At 67.4% G+C, this 16912-nt stretch carries 17 protein-coding genes; 12 read left to right on the forward strand and 5 right to left on the reverse strand.

From position 1 onward, the window contains the following. Nucleotides 1-49 precede the first annotated feature (49 nt). The gene (locus BSF38_RS18130) at nt 50-1279 is read right to left on the reverse strand and encodes an SGNH/GDSL hydrolase family protein (RefSeq protein WP_076347935.1); all 1230 of its coding nucleotides are present in this window, start codon (nt 1277-1279) and stop codon (nt 50-52) included. A gap of 17 nt (nt 1280-1296) precedes the next feature. Next, nucleotides 1297-2721, reverse strand: a complete 1425-nt coding sequence (locus BSF38_RS18135; protein ID WP_076347937.1) for a hypothetical protein — start codon at nt 2719-2721, stop codon at nt 1297-1299. A 603-nt stretch (nt 2722-3324) separates the two neighbouring features. Here BSF38_RS18135 and BSF38_RS18140 point away from each other — a divergent pair. Further along, nucleotides 3325-3750: a TIGR03067 domain-containing protein gene (locus BSF38_RS18140; RefSeq protein WP_076347939.1), complete on the forward strand. Its 426-nt coding sequence runs from the start codon at nt 3325-3327 to the stop codon at nt 3748-3750. Nucleotides 3751-3867: 117 nt separating this feature from the next. Beyond that, nucleotides 3868-4425: a hypothetical protein gene (locus BSF38_RS18145; RefSeq protein WP_145952212.1), complete on the forward strand. Its 558-nt coding sequence runs from the start codon at nt 3868-3870 to the stop codon at nt 4423-4425. Between the two features lie 103 nt (nt 4426-4528). Here BSF38_RS18145 and BSF38_RS18150 read toward each other — a convergent pair whose 3' ends face one another. From BSF38_RS18150 to BSF38_RS18160, 3 genes are all read right to left on the reverse strand, one after another. After that, on the reverse strand, nt 4529-5527 hold the full coding sequence (locus BSF38_RS18150; protein WP_076347941.1) for a magnesium transporter: 999 nt from the start codon (nt 5525-5527) through the stop codon (nt 4529-4531). 182 nt (nt 5528-5709) lie between these two features. Next, entirely contained in the window at nt 5710-6072 is a 363-nt protein-coding gene (locus tag BSF38_RS18155) for a hypothetical protein (RefSeq protein WP_076347943.1), read from the reverse strand. A gap of 225 nt (nt 6073-6297) precedes the next feature. Beyond that, nucleotides 6298-6747, reverse strand: coding sequence for a hypothetical protein (locus BSF38_RS18160; RefSeq protein WP_145952213.1), 450 nt, complete (start codon nt 6745-6747; stop codon nt 6298-6300). Between the two features lie 250 nt (nt 6748-6997). Between BSF38_RS18160 and BSF38_RS18165 the strand changes: the two genes are divergently transcribed. The 10 genes from BSF38_RS18165 to BSF38_RS18210 all read left to right on the forward strand — a co-directional run bounded on the left by BSF38_RS18165 (nt 6998) and on the right by BSF38_RS18210 (nt 16808). Continuing rightward, on the forward strand, nt 6998-7843 hold the full coding sequence (locus BSF38_RS18165) for a DUF4261 domain-containing protein (protein WP_076347947.1): 846 nt from the start codon (nt 6998-7000) through the stop codon (nt 7841-7843). Between the two features lie 94 nt (nt 7844-7937). Then, complete coding sequence (locus tag BSF38_RS18170) at nt 7938-9743, forward strand: ArnT family glycosyltransferase (protein ID WP_076347949.1); 1806 nt, start codon at nt 7938-7940, stop codon at nt 9741-9743. A 493-nt stretch (nt 9744-10236) separates the two neighbouring features. After that, nucleotides 10237-10860: a hypothetical protein gene (locus tag BSF38_RS18175; RefSeq protein WP_076347951.1), complete on the forward strand. Its 624-nt coding sequence runs from the start codon at nt 10237-10239 to the stop codon at nt 10858-10860. 264 nt (nt 10861-11124) lie between these two features. Further along, complete coding sequence (locus BSF38_RS18180; RefSeq protein WP_076347953.1) at nt 11125-12651, forward strand: hypothetical protein; 1527 nt, start codon at nt 11125-11127, stop codon at nt 12649-12651. Next, nucleotides 12648-13253: a FliG C-terminal domain-containing protein gene (locus BSF38_RS18185; RefSeq protein WP_083713063.1), complete on the forward strand. Its 606-nt coding sequence runs from the start codon at nt 12648-12650 to the stop codon at nt 13251-13253. The genes BSF38_RS18180 and BSF38_RS18185 overlap by 4 nt, the downstream gene beginning before the upstream one ends. A gap of 46 nt (nt 13254-13299) precedes the next feature. Continuing rightward, nucleotides 13300-13842, forward strand: coding sequence for a flagellar biosynthetic protein FliO (locus tag BSF38_RS18190; protein ID WP_076347955.1), 543 nt, complete (start codon nt 13300-13302; stop codon nt 13840-13842). Next, complete coding sequence (locus BSF38_RS18195; RefSeq protein ID WP_076347957.1) at nt 13839-14660, forward strand: flagellar type III secretion system pore protein FliP; 822 nt, start codon at nt 13839-13841, stop codon at nt 14658-14660. Before BSF38_RS18190 ends, BSF38_RS18195 begins: the two co-directional genes overlap by 4 nt. A gap of 21 nt (nt 14661-14681) precedes the next feature. After that, complete coding sequence (locus BSF38_RS18200) at nt 14682-14948, forward strand: flagellar biosynthetic protein FliQ (protein WP_076347959.1); 267 nt, start codon at nt 14682-14684, stop codon at nt 14946-14948. Nucleotides 14949-14986: 38 nt separating this feature from the next. Continuing rightward, nucleotides 14987-15742 carry a flagellar biosynthetic protein FliR gene (locus BSF38_RS18205; protein ID WP_076347961.1) on the forward strand — a complete coding sequence of 252 codons (756 nt, stop codon included), beginning with the start codon at nt 14987-14989 and terminating at the stop codon, nt 15740-15742. A 34-nt stretch (nt 15743-15776) separates the two neighbouring features. Next, entirely contained in the window at nt 15777-16808 is a 1032-nt protein-coding gene (locus tag BSF38_RS18210) for an EscU/YscU/HrcU family type III secretion system export apparatus switch protein (RefSeq protein ID WP_076347963.1), read from the forward strand. Nucleotides 16809-16912 lie beyond the last annotated feature (104 nt).

Genomic DNA, 16912 nt, shown 5'->3' on the forward strand with positions numbered 1-16912 from the left:
TGGCGTCCATTCCGCTCGGGAAGGAAAAGGTGGGGGCGACGAGATCAGATCAGGGCAGGTCGGGGGGGAGCGAGGCTTCGGCGGCGGCCTTGCGGCCGGGGAACAGCAGCTCATACCGCCCCTGGTCGGTGACCAGGTGGTGGGTGAGCGCCAGGAACAGCCGATGATGGCCCAGCGCGTTGGGGTGATCGTCCCAGGCGGCGATCTCCAGGGTGGCCGGGTCGAGCTCGTCGAACGTGTCCGAAAGGTCGAAGATCGGCAGGCCGTAACGACCGGCGATGGCCTTCAGCCGGGCCACGGGCTCGGCGCGGACAGTCGCGTCGTCGTCCTTGCCGACTCTCGGGATCACGATCATCAAGAGCGGAATCCCGGCGGTGCGGCAGTCGCCGGCCAGCGCGCCTACCGTGGAGTCGTACAACTCCCAGTAGTAGGGCGAAAGCTTGGCCTTGATCCGCTCCTTGTTGACGAGATCGCCCTTCGGGTCGACGTAACGGTCCTGATCGTTGATCCCCGCGCGGGCGATCAGGTCGTGAAGGAAGCCGTACGTCGGGTCGGACTTGGTGCGGAACATGTCGCAGAGGTGGATTTCCATGAGCCGGACGTCGAGCAACGTCGACGAGAAGATCACCAGGTCGGGCTTGAACTCGCGCACCTTGCGACGGAACGATTCCAGCCGTTGCAGCGGGCTGTACGCCGCGACCGCGAAGTTGAGCACCTCGAACTTGCGGTCCGAGGTGAACGCCTGGTGGGCGGCGTGCGCATTCAGCCACGATTCAAGCAGATGGCTGTAGGTGTCTTGAAACTGGACGCCCCAACCCATGTCCATCGAGGCACCCAGGACGGCGATCCGAAAGGTCTTCGCCGGCTTCTCGACCGTGACCTCCGGGCTGTGCATGCCGTGCGTGTTGGTCAAGAACCGCTGGCCGAAGAGGATGCTGTCCATCTCGGGGACCAGCTCGAACTGGAGGAAGTCGCTGGTCAGGTGGCGGGCGACGCCGGCGTCGTTGAACCGCATCCAGCCGTTGGGCTTGCCCATCAGCTTGAGCGTCAGCTCGCCGCGACCGCCCTGGGCCTCGCCGCCGATCAGCCCCTCGTAATAACCGGTGGCGTGGTGGTCGCCGTCGGCCCGATTGGGCTGGCTCGAACTCGCCGAGGCCAGCAGCCGCTGGGTGCGAGTCCAGCCCGCGGGCACGGGGATGAAAGTGATCGCCACGAGGATCGCGGCCTGCGCCATGCCGACGCGGGCCGCGGCGACGGAAGTGGATTGGAAGAGCGCCATCGCGAATCGGCTCCTTGTCACGATGCGTGGAGGCCGCGGTTCAACAGGTCGAACCAGGCCGCGAGGCTGGGACTGTTCCAGAGCGACCAGAGCAAAACGATCGTGGCGAACGTCGCCGCGGTCTTGAGCGTCCGCACCGCCAGGGCGCGGAGGACGACCGACCGCGACTCGGGCTCGGCGTCGCGCCGCCGGGCGACGCGGGCCTTGGACGCGCTTCGCCGGGCGTCGAGCTGGACGTTGACCAGCACCAACACTCCCAGCACCGTCCAGAAGACGGCGTCGGGGATCGAGAAGCCCCACGTCCCTCGAAGCCAGAACGACTGGTAGGCGTGCAGAAACCAGGTGGCGACGAACACCACCGTCGTCGCCGCCGCCAGCGCCGCCGGCTGAGGCCACCGCTTGAGACGGAACACCACCGGATTGAAGACCATGCGGACCATGAAGTCTTTCCAGTAGATGTTGATCCGTCGCCAGTAGTCGGTGAAGCCCGTCGCCAGCAAGTACCGGTGATGCGTGTCGGGAAGCTGATAGCCGAACAGATGAAGCATCCCGCAGGCGACGTGGAACTGGCCCGACACCTGGAGATAAACCAGGTAGTTGAACGTCAGGAAGCTCAACAGGCTGAGCGGCCCGTGGACCTGCGACGCCGAGATCAAAAGCTCTTGGTCGATCAGCCGGTAGAGGATGAGCTGGACCACGCCTCGGAACATCATCTCCAGGCCCCGACGCTGGATCGCGTGCACGTCGTCGGCGAAGTACCCCCGCTGCATCGTCCGGTAGTCGACCACCGGGAACAGCATGAAGCAGAAGTTCGGCAGCAGGAAGAAGTAGCCGATCTCGTCGATCAGCTTCTCCGGCTTCTTCGCGTGTTTCAATTCGTACATGTAGATGATCATGCGGAACATGAACATCGAGCCGAGCACCGGCCAGACGGTCGAGGGGACCATGCGGAAGAGGGGCTCGGGTCGGCCGCACGACAGGAAGACCGTCAGCGCGGCGAGCAGCCCGGCTCGAAGGTTCCACGAGACCGGCAGCCGGCAGACCCCGATCAGGACCGCCGACAGGACCATCACGACCGCCAGGACGTCGGGACCGAAGACCCACCCCAGGCCGGCGATCGAGGCCGCCAGGAAGATCGGCTTCTTCCACCGGAACGGCGCCAGGTAATGGATCGGCAGCGCGGCCGTCGCCAGGATCAGCAGGCACTGGAAGGCGCGGCCTTCCGTCTGGTAGCGCCGGCAGACCGCGAAGATGAGGCCCAGGTAGGCGAGGTTCCGCAAGAACGGCACGAGCCGTCGCCGGCAGTTTTCAGGCTCCCCCGCGTACAGGCCTCGCGGCCGACCGGACTCAGTCGCCGGCGAGGGTTGGACCCCCTCGGGCGCGAGATAGCGGCGGTGCAGCGAGAGCCTCGATTTGACCGGGTCTCCGACGTTCGGCCCCATGGACGGTCCCTTCCTCGCGGCTCGGCTTCGGGACGCTCTCGCCCTTCGTGGACGAGGAGGAACCCGAAACCGTTCATCCTTGATTGTCGAGCCAACGACCACGCGGTCGAAACCACGCGACGCTCACGGACGGACTTTGCGGGATCGATCGTCCGATGCGAGGCCGTCGAAGAGGACGGGGGGCCGGTTCATCCTTGAACCGGCAGGTTCCCCGCGACGGACGCCGTCCCTGGAACGCTTGCAATTTCCTTGGGAATCTCTCTTGGAGAAACCTTAAACTTGATTCATAATTCCGGCGAGCAGCCGGGTCGCCGCGTCGGTTCGTCGCCGACGATCTGGGCTTTTCGCGATGGATCGCGGGCCACGTCGTCAGTCGTTCGCCGTTCGGTTGAGGGATTTAACCGCGAGAGGCGAGGCCTGTCAACGCCGACTGGCTTCGGGGATCGGCTTATTAGAATCTTCTCATCTCAGGAAGTCCCGGCGCGTTCGCGGTTCGCGGCTTGCAACGCCTCGACGGCCGTTCGCGGCCGTGCTAGGCTTGAGCCTTGCGTCGGCCGTCGAGGCCGATCAGGGGGCGTCTTGGCAGACTGGGGGGACTGGATCATGCGGAAATCGCCGATCGTCGTCGTCCTGTTGATCGCGGGCGCGGCTCTGGGGGCGTCGAGCTTCGCCGACGAGCCCAAGGTCGAGGGGGACCTCAAGTCGCTCCAGGGCGAGTGGGTCTCGAAGGACAGCCAGGGCGAGAGCTTCTGGACCTTCAAGGGCAACCACCTCTCCATCAAAACTCCGGACCGGGCGTATGAGATCACCATCACGCTCGACCCGAAGCAGACCCCCGAGAAGCACATCGATTTCGAGGTCCTCGACGATTCGCCGAACGCCAAGGGGACCAAGGCGGCGGGCATCTACAAGCTCGACGGCGAAGAGGTCAAGATCGCCTTCGCCGGTCCCGACGCCGAACGGCCGACCGAGTACAAGACCGACCCCGTCAACTCGTTCGCGTTCGAACTCAAGAAAAAGAAGAAGTGACCGCCGCGAGCGTCTCGGGAGATCCGCTCAAGGCTCGGTCCGTCTCGGGCCGATGATGGTCGATACGAGGAACGCTTTTCTCGTGTCGCACCCTCATCGCCTTTGCGAGCGTCTTCCATGCACACGCCTCGTCGATCGTCTCGCGCAGCGCTTCCGGCCGGGGGCTTGCTCTGGCTTGCGGCGTCGGCCTTGTTCCTGATCGCGACCGCAAGCGCGCCGGCGACGGCCTCGGAGCCGTCGATCAGCGTCCCGAGCCTCATCCAGATGAGCGGTCCCGAGCTGGACGCGCTGTATCGCCAGGGGACGTCCGTCGGCCTGCCTCCTGGTCGGGTCCGGGGGACGGCTTTGCTGGCCCCGGGGGCGCGTCGCAACGGTGCGATGGCGGCCGGCACGCGGCTGGTCTGGCAGGGGAAGAACATCGACCCGGCCAACGCCGTCGCGACCAACCGCTTCTTCGGCCTGCCCGTCGTCCGGGGCCAACTCTACGAAGCCCCGAGCTGGCTCGACGGCGCGCCGGCGCTCATTCTCGACTACAGCAAGACCTCGCGCGTCTACGCCCGCAATCGCGACGAGATCCGCCAGATCGGCCCAGGCCTGTTCCTCGGCCTGATGTACGGCCGCGCGACGCCGCGGCCGAACCTCAAGATGTACTTCGTACTTCAGGTCGAGCCCTGAGCCGAAGACGTTCGTAAGGGAATGCACTCGCTGGCGCTTCGGGCTCGTATATGTGAGTTCGCAAATACAAGCCCGAAGCGCCCGCGAGTGCAGGTTTCGACTGTCACATCAGGAACAGGGTTGAGAGGCCGAAGTAGAGGAATAGGGTCGTCAGGTCGGCGAACACGAGGGCGACGGGGCCGGCGGCGACCCGGGGGTCGCGCTTGAACAGGTGGAGGATGAGCGGAAGCGCCATGCCGATCATGGCCGAGGCCGTCATCGTCAGGCTGATCGACAGCAGGATCGTCCAGGCGATGTTCGGCTGTTGCTTCCAGATCCAGGCGACGAGCCCCACGATCGGGCCGGTGGCGAAGCCCAGCAGCAGACCCGTCCAGAGTTCGCGCCTGAGCGTCCCGAGGATCTGCCGCCAGCCGACGTTCGGTTCGTGGAGCGTCTGGAGGGCCAGCGAGACCGACTGGATGCCGACGGCCTCGGCGAGCGTCAGCACCACGGGGATGAACAGCGCCAGGACCACGAGATGGTCGAGCGTCTCCTGGAACGCCCCGGTGAGGAACGCGGCGAGGATGCCGCCGACGATGTTGCAGATGAGCCAGGGGAACCGCTGTCCGAAGGCCTTCAGCGGCGTCGCCCCGTGCGACCGCAACGCCCGGACGCCGATGAGCTGGAACAGGTCTTCATAGCTGGTGCGCTGGGCGAGGTCGGTGATCTCGTCGGTGTAAAGCTCGATGTCGACCACGCCCAGCAGCCGCTTTTGCTCGTCGACGACCGGGAGTGCCAGGAACTTGTGGAAGACGAAGATCTCGCACGCGTCCATCACGGTCGCGGTCCGGGGGAGCGTCATCACCTTGCGGATCATCACGTCCGCGAGCTTCTGATCGAGCGGGCTCAAGAGCAGCAGGCGCGTGGGGACCACGCCCTGGAGGCGGCCGTCGTCGTCGACGACGTAAAAGTAGATGATCCGCCCCCCCTGCTGACGGCTTCGGATCTGTTCGAGGGCCTGGCCGATCGTCTGATCAACCTTGAGCGGCGTGACGTCGGTTCGGAGGTGGCGTTCCACCGCGTCGTCGAGGCGCGGCAATCGATGCTTTACGGACGCTGGCATATCACCTCCTGGCCCGCACTCCGCCGTGGTCGACGCAGCCTTGCGCCGTTCACGCCCGGACGCGCGTCGATGATATCGCCGACCCGCGGCTTTGGGCAGGCGAGATCACGGGGAGGCTTGGGAGAGGAGGATGCGCCGGCGCGAGGCGAAACTCCCCGCCGGCGCGTCGCCCTTGAGGGTCGTCAGGACGGCGAGCGGACCACGACCCGCCTGGGAGACGTGCTCACGACGTAGTAGACTTCTTCGCGGACTGCTTCGCCAGTGGGCGAGCTCATCCAGAGTTCGACCGGGCACGACACGTCGAGGTCGGCCGCCTTGAGATTCGAGCCGATCTCGAATCGCTCCAGTCGATAGCCCTCCTTCCACCTGGGCTCGGCGACGTAGTCCGCGCCGGAAGGGTCGTCGACCTTTCGGCCCTGCTTCCAGGCGTCGAGGACCGATCGAAGGATCTCGCCGGCCGGCGACGAGCCGTCGAATCCGGAGTCATTCGAAGTCGCGGCGAGCACGGCGAGCCGGACCGCGACGAATGAAACGAGCTGTTGCATGGGCTTGATCCTAGTATGACGAAATAGAAATGCGAATCGGAGCCGACGACTTGCCGCCGCTTCTTGAAACGTGAATGGTCAGCCATCAAAACTGGCTGTCGCGAACACCCCTTCTCCCTTGAGGGAGAAGGGGATCCGGCGCTGGCCCGTCCGCAACCCGGCGGCAAACCTCAATCCCGAGCGCGCACACTGGCGGCCCTGGGATCATGGGTTCGATCCAAAGCGTCAGACCGTGACCGTCGCCGCCGGGCGTCGAGGAGGATGGAAGATGGGATCGGCCTGGTGGACGGCCTGGAATTCGGCTTCACCGTGGGGTCGGATCATGGTTCCCGAATCGAGCAGCAAGACCAGTGAAGTCGCGATCGCCCACTGATCGAAGCCTGGCGAGACTTCGGGGACGGCCGAGAACGGCGTGGCGGGAAGGCCCGAGCAGAAGGCCCCGGTGCAGGGCCGCGGCCGATCGCCGGGAGCGGGGCCTTGCGGTTCGGGCAGGGCGCCGCCGGCGTCGAGCATCTCCAGGAGGGCGCGGTATGTCGCGGGCGATCGCCGGGGAGCGTGGCCCGTGGCGCATCCCGCCGCCCGGACATTCGACGAGGAAACGACGCCCACCGTCGCCAGCGCCAACAGCGCCGCGAGCCAACGACCGGCCAGTCGTTTGGACGTGGATCGTCTCATCGAACTCCGTCACGGGGACGACAGGATTTTGCCGTATCTCGAACCGGACGCGGGATGGAGCAGCCGCTTGCCGGCACGACCTTGCGAAAGGCATGTGGAATACAGTATCACCAGCGCGTATGACGATCAAGCGCGTGATCGAGAACGAAGGTTCTAAGGCTCAAAGAGGATGGCCGTTTCGTGTATACTCAGGCGCGTCCCGTTCGTTGGGAACGCGACGCCGCCTCGAAGCCAGGAGCCAGGACAGGCCATGACTAAGCCGCCCGACGGATTCGCGCAGACTTACGGCGTTGAATTGCTTTACGAACAGCCGCCGACCATCGTGCGGAGCGAGCTGCTGCAAAGCGTCCGGAAATACTGCCCGAACGCCGAGACGATGGGCGACGCCGAGCCGGGCTTGAGCATCTCGTTCTTCCATCCCGATCATCCCGTCGGCCTGGCAGGCGCGGCGATGCCCGCTCAGACGCACGTCTTCGTCACGGAGGAGCCGTACTCGGTCACGCCCGAGCTTGCGGACGATTTGCGGCAGTCGTGGGGGTTCCCCGACGTGGCCGAGGTGCTGGGGCGTTGCCGGCGAAGCGTGCTCGTGACCGACATGATGTCCAGCTCGCTCGCTCCCAAGGAGCGGCTCGGGCTGTTTCAGGCCGTCCTGGCCGGCGTGCTCGACGTCGTGCCGGCTCTGGCGATCCACTGGCGGCCGTCGGCCCACTTCATCAAGGCGGATCAGTACCGCCAGGCGTTCCGCGAGGGGGGCGCGTCGCGGTTCTTCGCCGGCGGGCTCAACGTCCGGTTCTTCATGGTCGACGACGCGCCGGGCGAGATGATCATGGACACGCTCGGCCTGGCGGCCCTGGGACTGCCCGACCTTCAGTGCCATTTCCGCGATCTCGACCCCAACGACGTCGGCACGGTGCTGATGAACTCCGGCTGCTACATCTATGAGGCCGGCGACGTGATCCAGGACGACCACACGATCGAGGGGGCGACCGTAGGCAGCCGCTGGCGGTGCCAGCACGAGGAATCTCTGGTGTCTCCCCATCGCATGGTCCTCAACCTCGACCCCGGCCCGCCGCACGCGGGCGATCGCGGGGACTGAGCCCAGGGCCGGCTCGGATTGCCCGCGCGGGTGTTTTGGGTTAGCCTCCCCCGGCGGTTCCCTTGCCGGGAACGCTCAAGGAGGAGCGGAACGGATGCCGATCGCGGGCGATACAATAGTCGCGTCGGATGGTGCGCGACGGTGGCTGCCCGAGGCGGCCGTGACGCTGCTGGCCGGCGTCCTGTTCCTGGGATGCCTGGGCTCGGTCGAGCTTTGGGGCAAGCGCGAGCAGCGGCTGGCCGCCGAGGTGCTCGACACGGTCGTCGACGGCCGCTGGCTGGTCGCGCGGATCCAGGGGCGGCCGCGCCTGGAGAAGCCTCCTCTCCCGAGGTGGACCGCCGCCGCGCTGGCCGTCGTCTCGGGGCGTTGCGACGAGTGGACCGTCCGCCTGCCGGGCGCGCTCGCGGCTCTGGGGACCGTCGGCCTGACCTACCTTCTGGGGTGCCGGATCGGCGGTCGATCGCTCGGTCTCTGCGCGGCGATGGTTCTGTGCACCACCCCCCTGTTCATCAGCGAGTCGCGACAGGCCGGACAGGATGGTCCCCTCGCCCTTTACACGACGCTGGCCCTCTATGCGGCGTACCGCATCCTCGAACCCGCGTCGGAAGGCGGCCGGCGCTGGGCGATCGTGTTCCACGTCGCGCTCGGGCTCGGGTTCCTTTGCAAGGGGCCGATGATCCTGATGATCGTGGGCGCGACGATTATCCCGTACGCGATGCTGGGCCGTCGGCTCGGGCGGGTCGTTCGCCTGCTGGCCAACCCCTGGGGCGCGTCGGCGTTCCTGGCCCTGGCGCTTTGCTGGCCCGTTCCGGTGTGGCTCGCCGATCCCAACGCGGTGGGCGTCTGGATCACCGAGATGGGACAGAAGACCGGCGCGTTGCCGATCGCGCATCGCGAGCGGTCGCACTTCCTGCTGGAGTGGCCGGTCCTGGTTCTGCCCTGGCTGGTCGCCGGACTGTCGGGCGTCATCCTGCCGTTTCGCCGCGACCGCGACGACGCGACCGACGAAACGGCGGTCGCCGCCGTGTGGTTTCCCTGGTTCTGGTCGATCGGGACGCTGCTGCTGCTGAGCACCTGGGCGGTGGCGAAGCCCAACTACTATACGCCCTGCTTGCCGGGCTGGTCGCTGCTGGCGGGCATGGCCTGGCTCCGCCTCGATCGGCTGGCCCTTGATCCCGAGGCGAAAGGACGGCGTCGAGCGCGTGTGGCGATGCTCCTTCAATGGGGCGTCTGGCTGGCGATCGGCGCGTTGATCCCGGCGATCCCCGGTCGCTGGTTCGCCGACGTCGCTCCGGGATGGTTCGCGACGGCGGCGGTCGCCCTGACCGCCGCCGCGGTCGCGGGCGCCTGGATCGGCCGCCGAGGCGGCGGCGGCGGCGCGCTCGCGCTCTTGCCGGTCACGGCCGCGACGGCCCTCGGCGTCGTGATCGGCTACGGCGTCATCGCGCCCGAAGAGAACGCGACGCGCGGGCATCGCGACGTCGCCGGGCGGATCGATCGGCTGATCCCCGCCGAGATCGACACGCTGTCGTTCTTTCACGAGCTGGACGAAGGGCTCTGGTTCTACCTTCGCGGCCGACGGCTCGCGCCCGTGCCGGGCAGCCAACCCCGCTACAGCGACAGCTACGACCGACTGGCGACCGCCGACTCGCGGATTCCGCTCGACGGACCGGGCCGGCGGATACCCGAGTCGCGGAAGATCCTCGCCGACTGGCTCGACCGCCGTTCCGGCGCCGCCGAGTACCTTCTCCTCCGCGACAAGGTCTACAAGCCGCTCGCACCCGATCTCGACCGGGTCGCCGACCTCGTGTTCCGGGAATCGGGCTCGAAGCGCAATGGACTGATCCTCCTGCGGATCAATCACGCCCCCGACCCGGCCGTCGACCCCGTGATTCGCTAGCCTGACCCCCGGTTTGTGCAACTCCTACACGCTCGCCGCGGGTGTCTTTGCGGTTTCGCGAAGAGAATCCGCCACGGGATGCCGTGCGTATTCAGTGGAGTTTGGGGGTCGGCGAAGATGGATCGCGCGGAAAAGTCGGATTATGCGGAGTGCGCCGTCGCTTCTTTTTGTGCATCTTATCTGTTTTGCCCGACCCCGACGACCGTCATGATTGTCGACGTAACCTGTTGGTACAAAAGGTGAAGCGGATTCAAGGCCGGTGGCCGGGGCGTCGATACAATAGGTGACTCGCTGAGGGAAGCCTCAACCGAGAAGTCGGGAGCACCAAACTTTGGTGGTATCGATCCGAGGGGAGACCGAAAGGTCTCGGGTCCCGGGAAGACCTCGACCGAGGGTTCGATGCCATGGACGACCGAACGTAACAGGGACGAGCGAAACGGCCGGCCGGAATCGCCGCCCTCGATCATTAGTCACTCTAGGAGAGTATTCTCCCATGTTGAAGCCCTTGACGTTGAGCCTCAGCCTTGCCGTCGCTCTTGGGTTCTGCAGCGTGAGCATGGCGGGCGGTTTTGATAGTGGCTGTGCGACGTGCGGCCTGGCTTCCAGCCAGGGCGGACCGATCGCCAGCGCTCAGGGCCCGATCATCGGCACGAGCTGCGACGGCGGCGACGCCTGTGGCGGCGGCCGCAAGAAGTGCAATCTGTTCAGCGGCCTCGGCGGCAAGCTGGACGGCCTCCACTGCAAGCTCAAGGGGATTCTTCATCCCCCGGTGACCTACGAGTGGGTCCTGAAGAAGAAGCACCTGTGGGGCCACAAGAACAGCGGCTGCGACACCTGCGGCCCGGTTGAGTCGGTCTACCCGACCAGCCAGGTTGTTCCTTCGGGCCAGGGCTATGCGGCTCCTTCCGGCCAGGGCTACGTTGCTCCGACCGGCCAGGGCTACGCCGCTCCGGCCTACGGTGCTGGCCAGCACGCCTACCAGGCGAGCAAGCCCGCCCCGACGATCGCCTCGGTTCCGGCCGAGATGAGCCCGGCCTTCCCGGGTGAAGAAGCTCCTCCGGCCCCGGAAGTCAAGACCTCCGGCGGACTGCTTCTGCCCACCCCCGCCGGCAACTGAGCTAAGCTGATCGACTCTTCCGGTTTCTGAACCGGATCGACTAGCCGACTCGATACGACGGACCTCGCAACGCACCCGCGCTGCGAGGTCCGTCGTCGTTTTGCGCCCCTCTCGACGAGACGACCCTTGCATCGGCCGCGATTGACAAACCGGGCGGAATGTGGATAACACGTTCGCCGCGGGATGCGTCCGGCTCCGTGCGCCCAAGGATGGGCCGCCGGCGCCGCGTTTCGGGCCGCATCAGGGTTGTTCCAGGGAGGGTGGATGTCGACCTTCGGACTCGATTTTCCCGGTCTGACGCCGGGACGCCTGCTCTCCTGGCTGCGCGCCCGCCGCAAGGCGCTGGCCGGCCGATCGGCGACGCTTCGGTGGAGCCTGGTCGCTCTCGCCGTCGGCGGACTCTCGCTGGCCGCCTACCTCGCCGCCTCGGCCGTCGCGCCGGGCGAGCGGTCCTACCTCGGAGCGGGCCGCCGCTACTCGTCCGACGACGTCCACAAGATCAAGAAGACGCTCGACAAGCTGCGGATCGAGTATCAGATCATCGACGACCGCCGCGTCGCGGTGGCCGCGAACAATCTCGACGCCGCCGGAGCCGCTGTCGCCAAGCTCGAACTCGGCCCGCGCACGCTTACCGAGATTCGGGACGAGGCCGCCAAGGATCGATCTTGGTTGGATTCGCCCCGCGACAGGGAAGTTCGCGAGGAGCGCGAGCAGGCTCAGGTTCTCGAATCGCTGATCAACGGCCTGCCCGGCATCGAAGGCTCGTTCGTCAAGATCACGCGTCCCAAGCAGCGTATCGGGCTTCGGTCGGTCGTTCGCCCCATGGCGTTCGTCCAGTTGGAGACCGAGGGAGGCCGCGAACTGCCGGCCGGCGTCATCGAGTCGATCACCTCGATCCTCACCGTCGCCGAGCAGGGCCTGACGCCGCACGCGATCACGGTCATGGACCGATCGGGCCGCCCCTACCTCGACGCCGGCAATCCGGCCCTCAACGCGCAGTCGTCCACCCGCGCCCGTCAGGAAGACCTGCGCCGGCAGATCCTCGAAAAGCTCGACTGGATCACCGGAATCCGGGTCGACGTGAAGCTCGCGGCCGTCGAGCCCGTCGACCAATCGGAGCCGAAGCCGGTCGAGACCAAGACGAGCCCGAACTCCGGTTCGCCTCAACCCGCGCCGAACATCGCGGTCTCGCTCAACCGGGCGCTCTCGATCGATCCCGACCCGGCCGACGCCGCGTCTCCGGCCGCGAGTCCGACCTCGCCTGTCCCGGCCGCGCCGAAACTTCGCGGTCGTGTCCTGGTCAACGTGCCGCGGAGCTACTATTACAACGCCAGCTACATGCCGGGCGGTCGCGAACCGTCGCAGGACGACCTCCGTGCCCTGATGGGGCGCACCGAGACGCACATTCGCAACGCGGTGGAGCTGGTCGTCCTTGAGAGCCCGGCGGTCGCCTGGGAGCCACCCTCGATCGAGATGATCCAGGACGAGATGCCCGACCGGATGCCGGCGACGGCCGCCGGCGGCAAGTCGCGCCGGCTGGTCAACGACTGGGCGACGGCCGGAGCCGCGGGCGCCGCCGCCGCCGCGCTGGTGGCGGTTGGAACCTGGGTCTTCGGCAGCCGACAACCGGTCCGCCGTTCCGAGACGTCTCGGGGCTCGCTGCGCTATCACCGGGGCTCGCCCGCGACGCCGCCGCCCACCGAACGGGTTCTCGAATTCGTCCGCCGCAACCCCGAGGCCGCCTTCAGCGTGCTCAACCGATGGACGAGCCAGGGAGGAGGACGATCATGAACCAGACGACCCCGCCGCGAACCCGACATACCGCCGAAACGTCGCACGCCGAGGAACGATCGACCGACGACGACCGCGACGCCGGCGCTTCGCCCGCGTCGATCTCGCCGCTCCGCAAGGCGGCGATCGTGCTCGTCAGCCTCGAACAGTCGCTCTCCTCGCAGCTCTTGACGCACCTCGACCGCGAGGCCGTCGAGGCCGTGACCTGGGAGATCGCCCGAATGGACCGCGTCGATCCCGACGAGCAGGCGGTCGTGCTCGAAGAGTTCCTCGGAATGGGTCTGCGGCGGCTTTGCTTCGTCTTCGACGACCTGCTGCGGATGGACGACCGCGAGGTTCGCGCGGGCTTTCACGCCGACGACTCCGAAGCCTGGGCGCTCGCCCTGGCCGGCGCCGCCGCTCCCGTGCGGGCCAAGGTCCTCGGCGCGCTGAACGCGTCGGCCTCCCAGGCGCTTCAGCGCCACCTCGAAAACCTCGGGCCGTTCCGCCTCTCCGACACCGAGGTCGCGCAGGCCGAGATCACCGAACGGTTTCGCGGCCTCTACGATCAGGGGACGCTGGACCTCCCCGACCCCAGCGGTCGTGAAGAAGTGCTCGTCTGACGACGCCCCGATGAAACCGGCTTCGCGATCCAGGAAGGAACCCCGCATGTCCCACGCCAAGCTTTTGCCCATGCTCGCCGCGGGACTGCTGGCGGCGTTCGCCCTCGTCGCGTCCCCCGCGCCGGTCGCGGGTCAGGAGCCCTCGGCCGCGGCCGACGAGGCGCCCCGGACGGCTCGGCCCACTCTCGCGCGTCCGCGACGCGAGGCGTCGACCGTCGCCAAGGGGTCTCAGGGTTGGTGGACGGGAACCGCCGCGATGGTCGTGATCCTGGGCGCTGCGGGCGTCCTCTGCATCGCCGTGAGACGGCAGGCCGAAGGGGCGACCGGCGGACGGCTGAAGGTCCTGGGACGCGTTAACCTGCCCCCAAAACACGCGGTCTTCCTCGTCAAAGCCGGCGGGCGAACCCTGCTGATCGGCACCGGACCGCAAGGCGCGCCGTCGCTGCTGGGCGAACTCGACGACGATGACGACGAAGCTTCCGCGCTCGCTTCGTCCCCCGTCGTCGCTAGGAGCGATTCCGGGATGCGATCGGCGCGGCCGGTTCACGCCGCGCCGCGTATCGACGTGCGGCTGGGAGACGAATCGTGAGAAACCTTGCGTCGCTTCGCTCGCCGAGAATCGCCGTCCTCGCGCTCCTGCCGGCGCTGCTTCTGATCGTCCTCGCCGCACCATGCCAGGCACAGGAAAAGGCGACTGCGACCGCGCCCGGGGGGGCGAACGCGACGCTCATCGAGCCAGGCGACGCGATGCGGACCGTGCAGTCGGTCGTGCTCTTCGGGTTGGTCTCGCTGGCGCCGGTCGCGCTCTTGATGATCACTCCGTTCGTGCGGATCAACATCGTTCTGGTGTTGCTTCGCCAGGCGCTGGGGAGCCCGCAGGTACCGGGCAACCAGGTGTTGATGGCGCTGTCGTTGTTGCTGAGCGCGCTGGTGATGCGGCCCGTCGGCGAGCGGGTCTACCACGACGCGGTCGAGCCCTACATGGCGGGCAAGGCCAACGCGATGGACTCGTGGAACGTGGGCGCGAAACCGATCAAGACGTTCATGGTCGAGCAGATCCTGAGGACGAACCACCAGGACTATCTCTGGTCGATCTACCAGCACTCGGCCGAGTCGAAAGCCGGGCTGGCCGACCCGGAAGAACCCGATCAGTTCCCGCTCGGCGTGGTCGCGCCAGCGTTCATCCTGAGTGAGCTGACGACGGCCTTGATGATCGGCTTTTACTTGTATTTGCCGTTCCTGATCATCGACCTGGTGGTGTCGTCGGTGCTGGCGGCGATGGGGCTTTTCATGCTGCCGCCGACCCTGGTGGCGATGCCCGTGAAGCTGATCGTCTTCGTGCTGATCGACGGCTGGCTGCTGGTGGCCGAGATGCTGCTTTCCGGCTTCTCGGTCTCGGGCGCTTGAATTCGAGAAAGGGGTTCGAGCGTGGATATCAGTCATGTGACGGATTGGACCCGCGAGGCGCTCCGGATGACGCTCTTGCTGGGAGGGCCGCTGCTGGCCTCGGCCCTGCTGGTCGGGCTGATCGTGAACATCCTTCAGACCCTCACGCAGTTGAACGAGCCGGTCGTCGGTCTGGTGCCCCGGCTGGTGACGGTGATCGCCGTCTTGCTCCTGCTCGTCCCCTGGCTCCTGAGCCGTTGGATGAGCTTCACGGTCGACCTGATCGGCTCGATTCCCGACCTGCTTTGACTCACAGGTGAGCGGGAGGCGAGAGTCTTCTGTCTTCGATGCAAGGTTCGCCGTTCGACGCCTGGTTCACCGCAAATACGGCGGTCTGGCTGCTGGTGACGGCCCGGGCGGCCGGCGTCTGCTTCACCGCGCCGGTGCTGGCCGCGCCGGGGCTCGACATGCGGTTTCGGGTCGTCCTGGCGGTTCTGCTCGGCGCGTGGCTGGCCCCCGTGGTGACGCCCCTGGTCGTGTCGCCCGAATCGGGGCGCGCGATCGTCTGGCTGGTTCTCAACGAACTGTTGATCGGCGCTTTGATCGGCTGGTCGGCGTCGCTGATCGTGGCGGCAGCGCGGCAGGCCGGGGACCTTGTGGCCGCGCAGTCGGGGATGTCGACCTCGGCTTTGTTCGATCCCGATACGGGCGAGGAATTGACCGCGCTCGGTCACTTGTACGGCCTGATCGCGCTGGCGACGTTCCTGGCCGTCGACGGTCCGCTGGTGATGGCCGAGGCGATGATCGAGAGCTTCAAGACGATCCCGGCGGGTCGGCTCGTCTTCGAGCGGGCCACGGCGGACTTGGTCTTCGGCCAGGCGGCCGACGCCCTGGCCCTGGCGGTTCGCGCCGCGGCGCCGCCGGCCGTGGCGTTGGCGGCGGCGGGCGTGGCGCTGGGCTGGCTGGGCCGGCTGGCGCCGAGCGTGCCGTTGATGACGCTCTCGCTGCCGATCCGCGCGGCGCTCGGCGTCTTGCTCGTATCGGCCAGTCTCGCCACGTTGATCGTCTGCCTGACGAACGCCTGGAGCGGCTGGGGCGTCTGACGGTCGAAGCCGTTCTCTTCGCAGGATCGTGAGCATGTCGGAAGATCGCACTCAGCCCGCCTCCAAACGCCGTCGCCTGCTCGCCCGCGAGGAGGGGCAGGTCGTTCACAGCCCCGAGCTGACGGCGGCGGTCGGCTGGCTGACGGCCGTCGTGGTGCTGGGCGTCTGGGGGCAGGACCTCGCGGGCGTCTTGATCGAGCTGGCGCGGGCCCCGCTGGTGCAGCCCCTGGCGTCGTCGAGTGATCCCGTCGAGCTGGCGGGACGGATTCGCGGCGACGTTCTGCGCGTGGCGGCGCCGTTGGGGATGATCCTCGGCGGCTTTCTCGTGGGCGCGGCGGGTGCTCATCAGGCGCAGGTTCGGGGGCTGTGGGCGCCGGCCTTGATCGCGCCCGACGTCTCGCGGCTCTGGCGGATCGGCCGGGGAGGGGGGCTTTCGGGCCGGTTCGAGCGGAGCGTCTGGTCGATCGTCAAGGTGGTGATCCTGGCGTCCGTCGCCTGGTGGGGGATTCGGTCGCAGTGGAGCGCCTTGCAGGGGCTCAGCCTGCTCGATTTCCCGACGGCCGCGCAATCGGCGATGAGCGTGCTGCTGGGCCCCATACGGGTGCTGGCGGTCTTGATGGTCGTCGTCGGGCTGGTCGATTACGGGCTCCGCTTCGCGCGGTTCGAGTCGATGCTCCGGACGACGCCCGACGAACAACGCGAGGATCAGAAGGCGGTCGAGGGGGACCCGAGGGTCCGCGCGTCGCGGCGTCGGCTGGTGCAGTCGTGGCGCGACGCGACCCCGGAGCTGCTCACCGGCGCGACCCTGATTTTGCACGGCGACGCGGGCCTGACGGTCGTGCTGAGCGGCGGTCCGCCGCCGCGGCGGATCGGCGTTCGCGCGGCGGCCCAGGGGAAGGCGGGGAACTCGCTGCGCCGGGCCGCGAGCCAGGCGCGGATTCCGTCGTGCGAGGCGCCGCAGCTCGCCCTCCGGCTGGCCTCGCAGCCGAATACGGCGTCGGCCCGGTCGGCGATCGTCGACCCGTTGCTCCTGTCCCAGCTTCGGAGCGTCTGGCCGGCGTCGTGAGCGAACCTCGGAACCCCCCGGCCGGACGGCTTTCGGACTGGACAGTTTTCGGCGTCGGAAGTAAGGTTCCCGCACACATCACACGGGCCGGCTCCGGCTCGTTT

Origin of the sequence: Paludisphaera borealis (assembly GCF_001956985.1) — a bacterium.
Lineage (GTDB): Bacteria > Planctomycetota > Planctomycetia > Isosphaerales > Isosphaeraceae > Paludisphaera > Paludisphaera borealis.

Bases quoted from the DNA above. Each gene is read 5' to 3' on its own strand.
- BSF38_RS18140 (WP_076347939.1), top strand. From the start codon at position 3,325: ATGCGGAAATCGCCGATCGTCGTCGTCCTGTTGATCGCGGGCGCGGCT.
- BSF38_RS18145 (WP_145952212.1), top strand. From the start codon at position 3,868: ATGCACACGCCTCGTCGATCGTCTCGCGCAGCGCTTCCGGCCGGGGGC.
- BSF38_RS18135 (WP_076347937.1), bottom strand. From the start codon at position 2,721: ATGGGGCCGAACGTCGGAGACCCGGTCAAATCGAGGCTCTCGCTGCAC.
- BSF38_RS18205 (WP_076347961.1), top strand. From the start codon at position 14,987: ATGCAAGGTTCGCCGTTCGACGCCTGGTTCACCGCAAATACGGCGGTC.
- BSF38_RS18175 (WP_076347951.1), top strand. From the start codon at position 10,237: ATGTTGAAGCCCTTGACGTTGAGCCTCAGCCTTGCCGTCGCTCTTGGG.
- BSF38_RS18150 (WP_076347941.1), bottom strand. From the start codon at position 5,527: ATGCCAGCGTCCGTAAAGCATCGATTGCCGCGCCTCGACGACGCGGTG.
- BSF38_RS18210 (WP_076347963.1), top strand. From the start codon at position 15,777: ATGTCGGAAGATCGCACTCAGCCCGCCTCCAAACGCCGTCGCCTGCTC.
- BSF38_RS18185 (WP_083713063.1), top strand. From the start codon at position 12,648: ATGAACCAGACGACCCCGCCGCGAACCCGACATACCGCCGAAACGTCG.
- BSF38_RS18180 (WP_076347953.1), top strand. From the start codon at position 11,125: ATGTCGACCTTCGGACTCGATTTTCCCGGTCTGACGCCGGGACGCCTG.
- BSF38_RS18130 (WP_076347935.1), bottom strand. From the start codon at position 1,279: ATGGCGCTCTTCCAATCCACTTCCGTCGCCGCGGCCCGCGTCGGCATG.
- BSF38_RS18155 (WP_076347943.1), bottom strand. From the start codon at position 6,072: ATGCAACAGCTCGTTTCATTCGTCGCGGTCCGGCTCGCCGTGCTCGCC.
- BSF38_RS18165 (WP_076347947.1), top strand. From the start codon at position 6,998: ATGACTAAGCCGCCCGACGGATTCGCGCAGACTTACGGCGTTGAATTG.
- BSF38_RS18160 (WP_145952213.1), bottom strand. From the start codon at position 6,747: ATGAGACGATCCACGTCCAAACGACTGGCCGGTCGTTGGCTCGCGGCG.
- BSF38_RS18190 (WP_076347955.1), top strand. From the start codon at position 13,300: ATGTCCCACGCCAAGCTTTTGCCCATGCTCGCCGCGGGACTGCTGGCG.
- BSF38_RS18170 (WP_076347949.1), top strand. From the start codon at position 7,938: ATGCCGATCGCGGGCGATACAATAGTCGCGTCGGATGGTGCGCGACGG.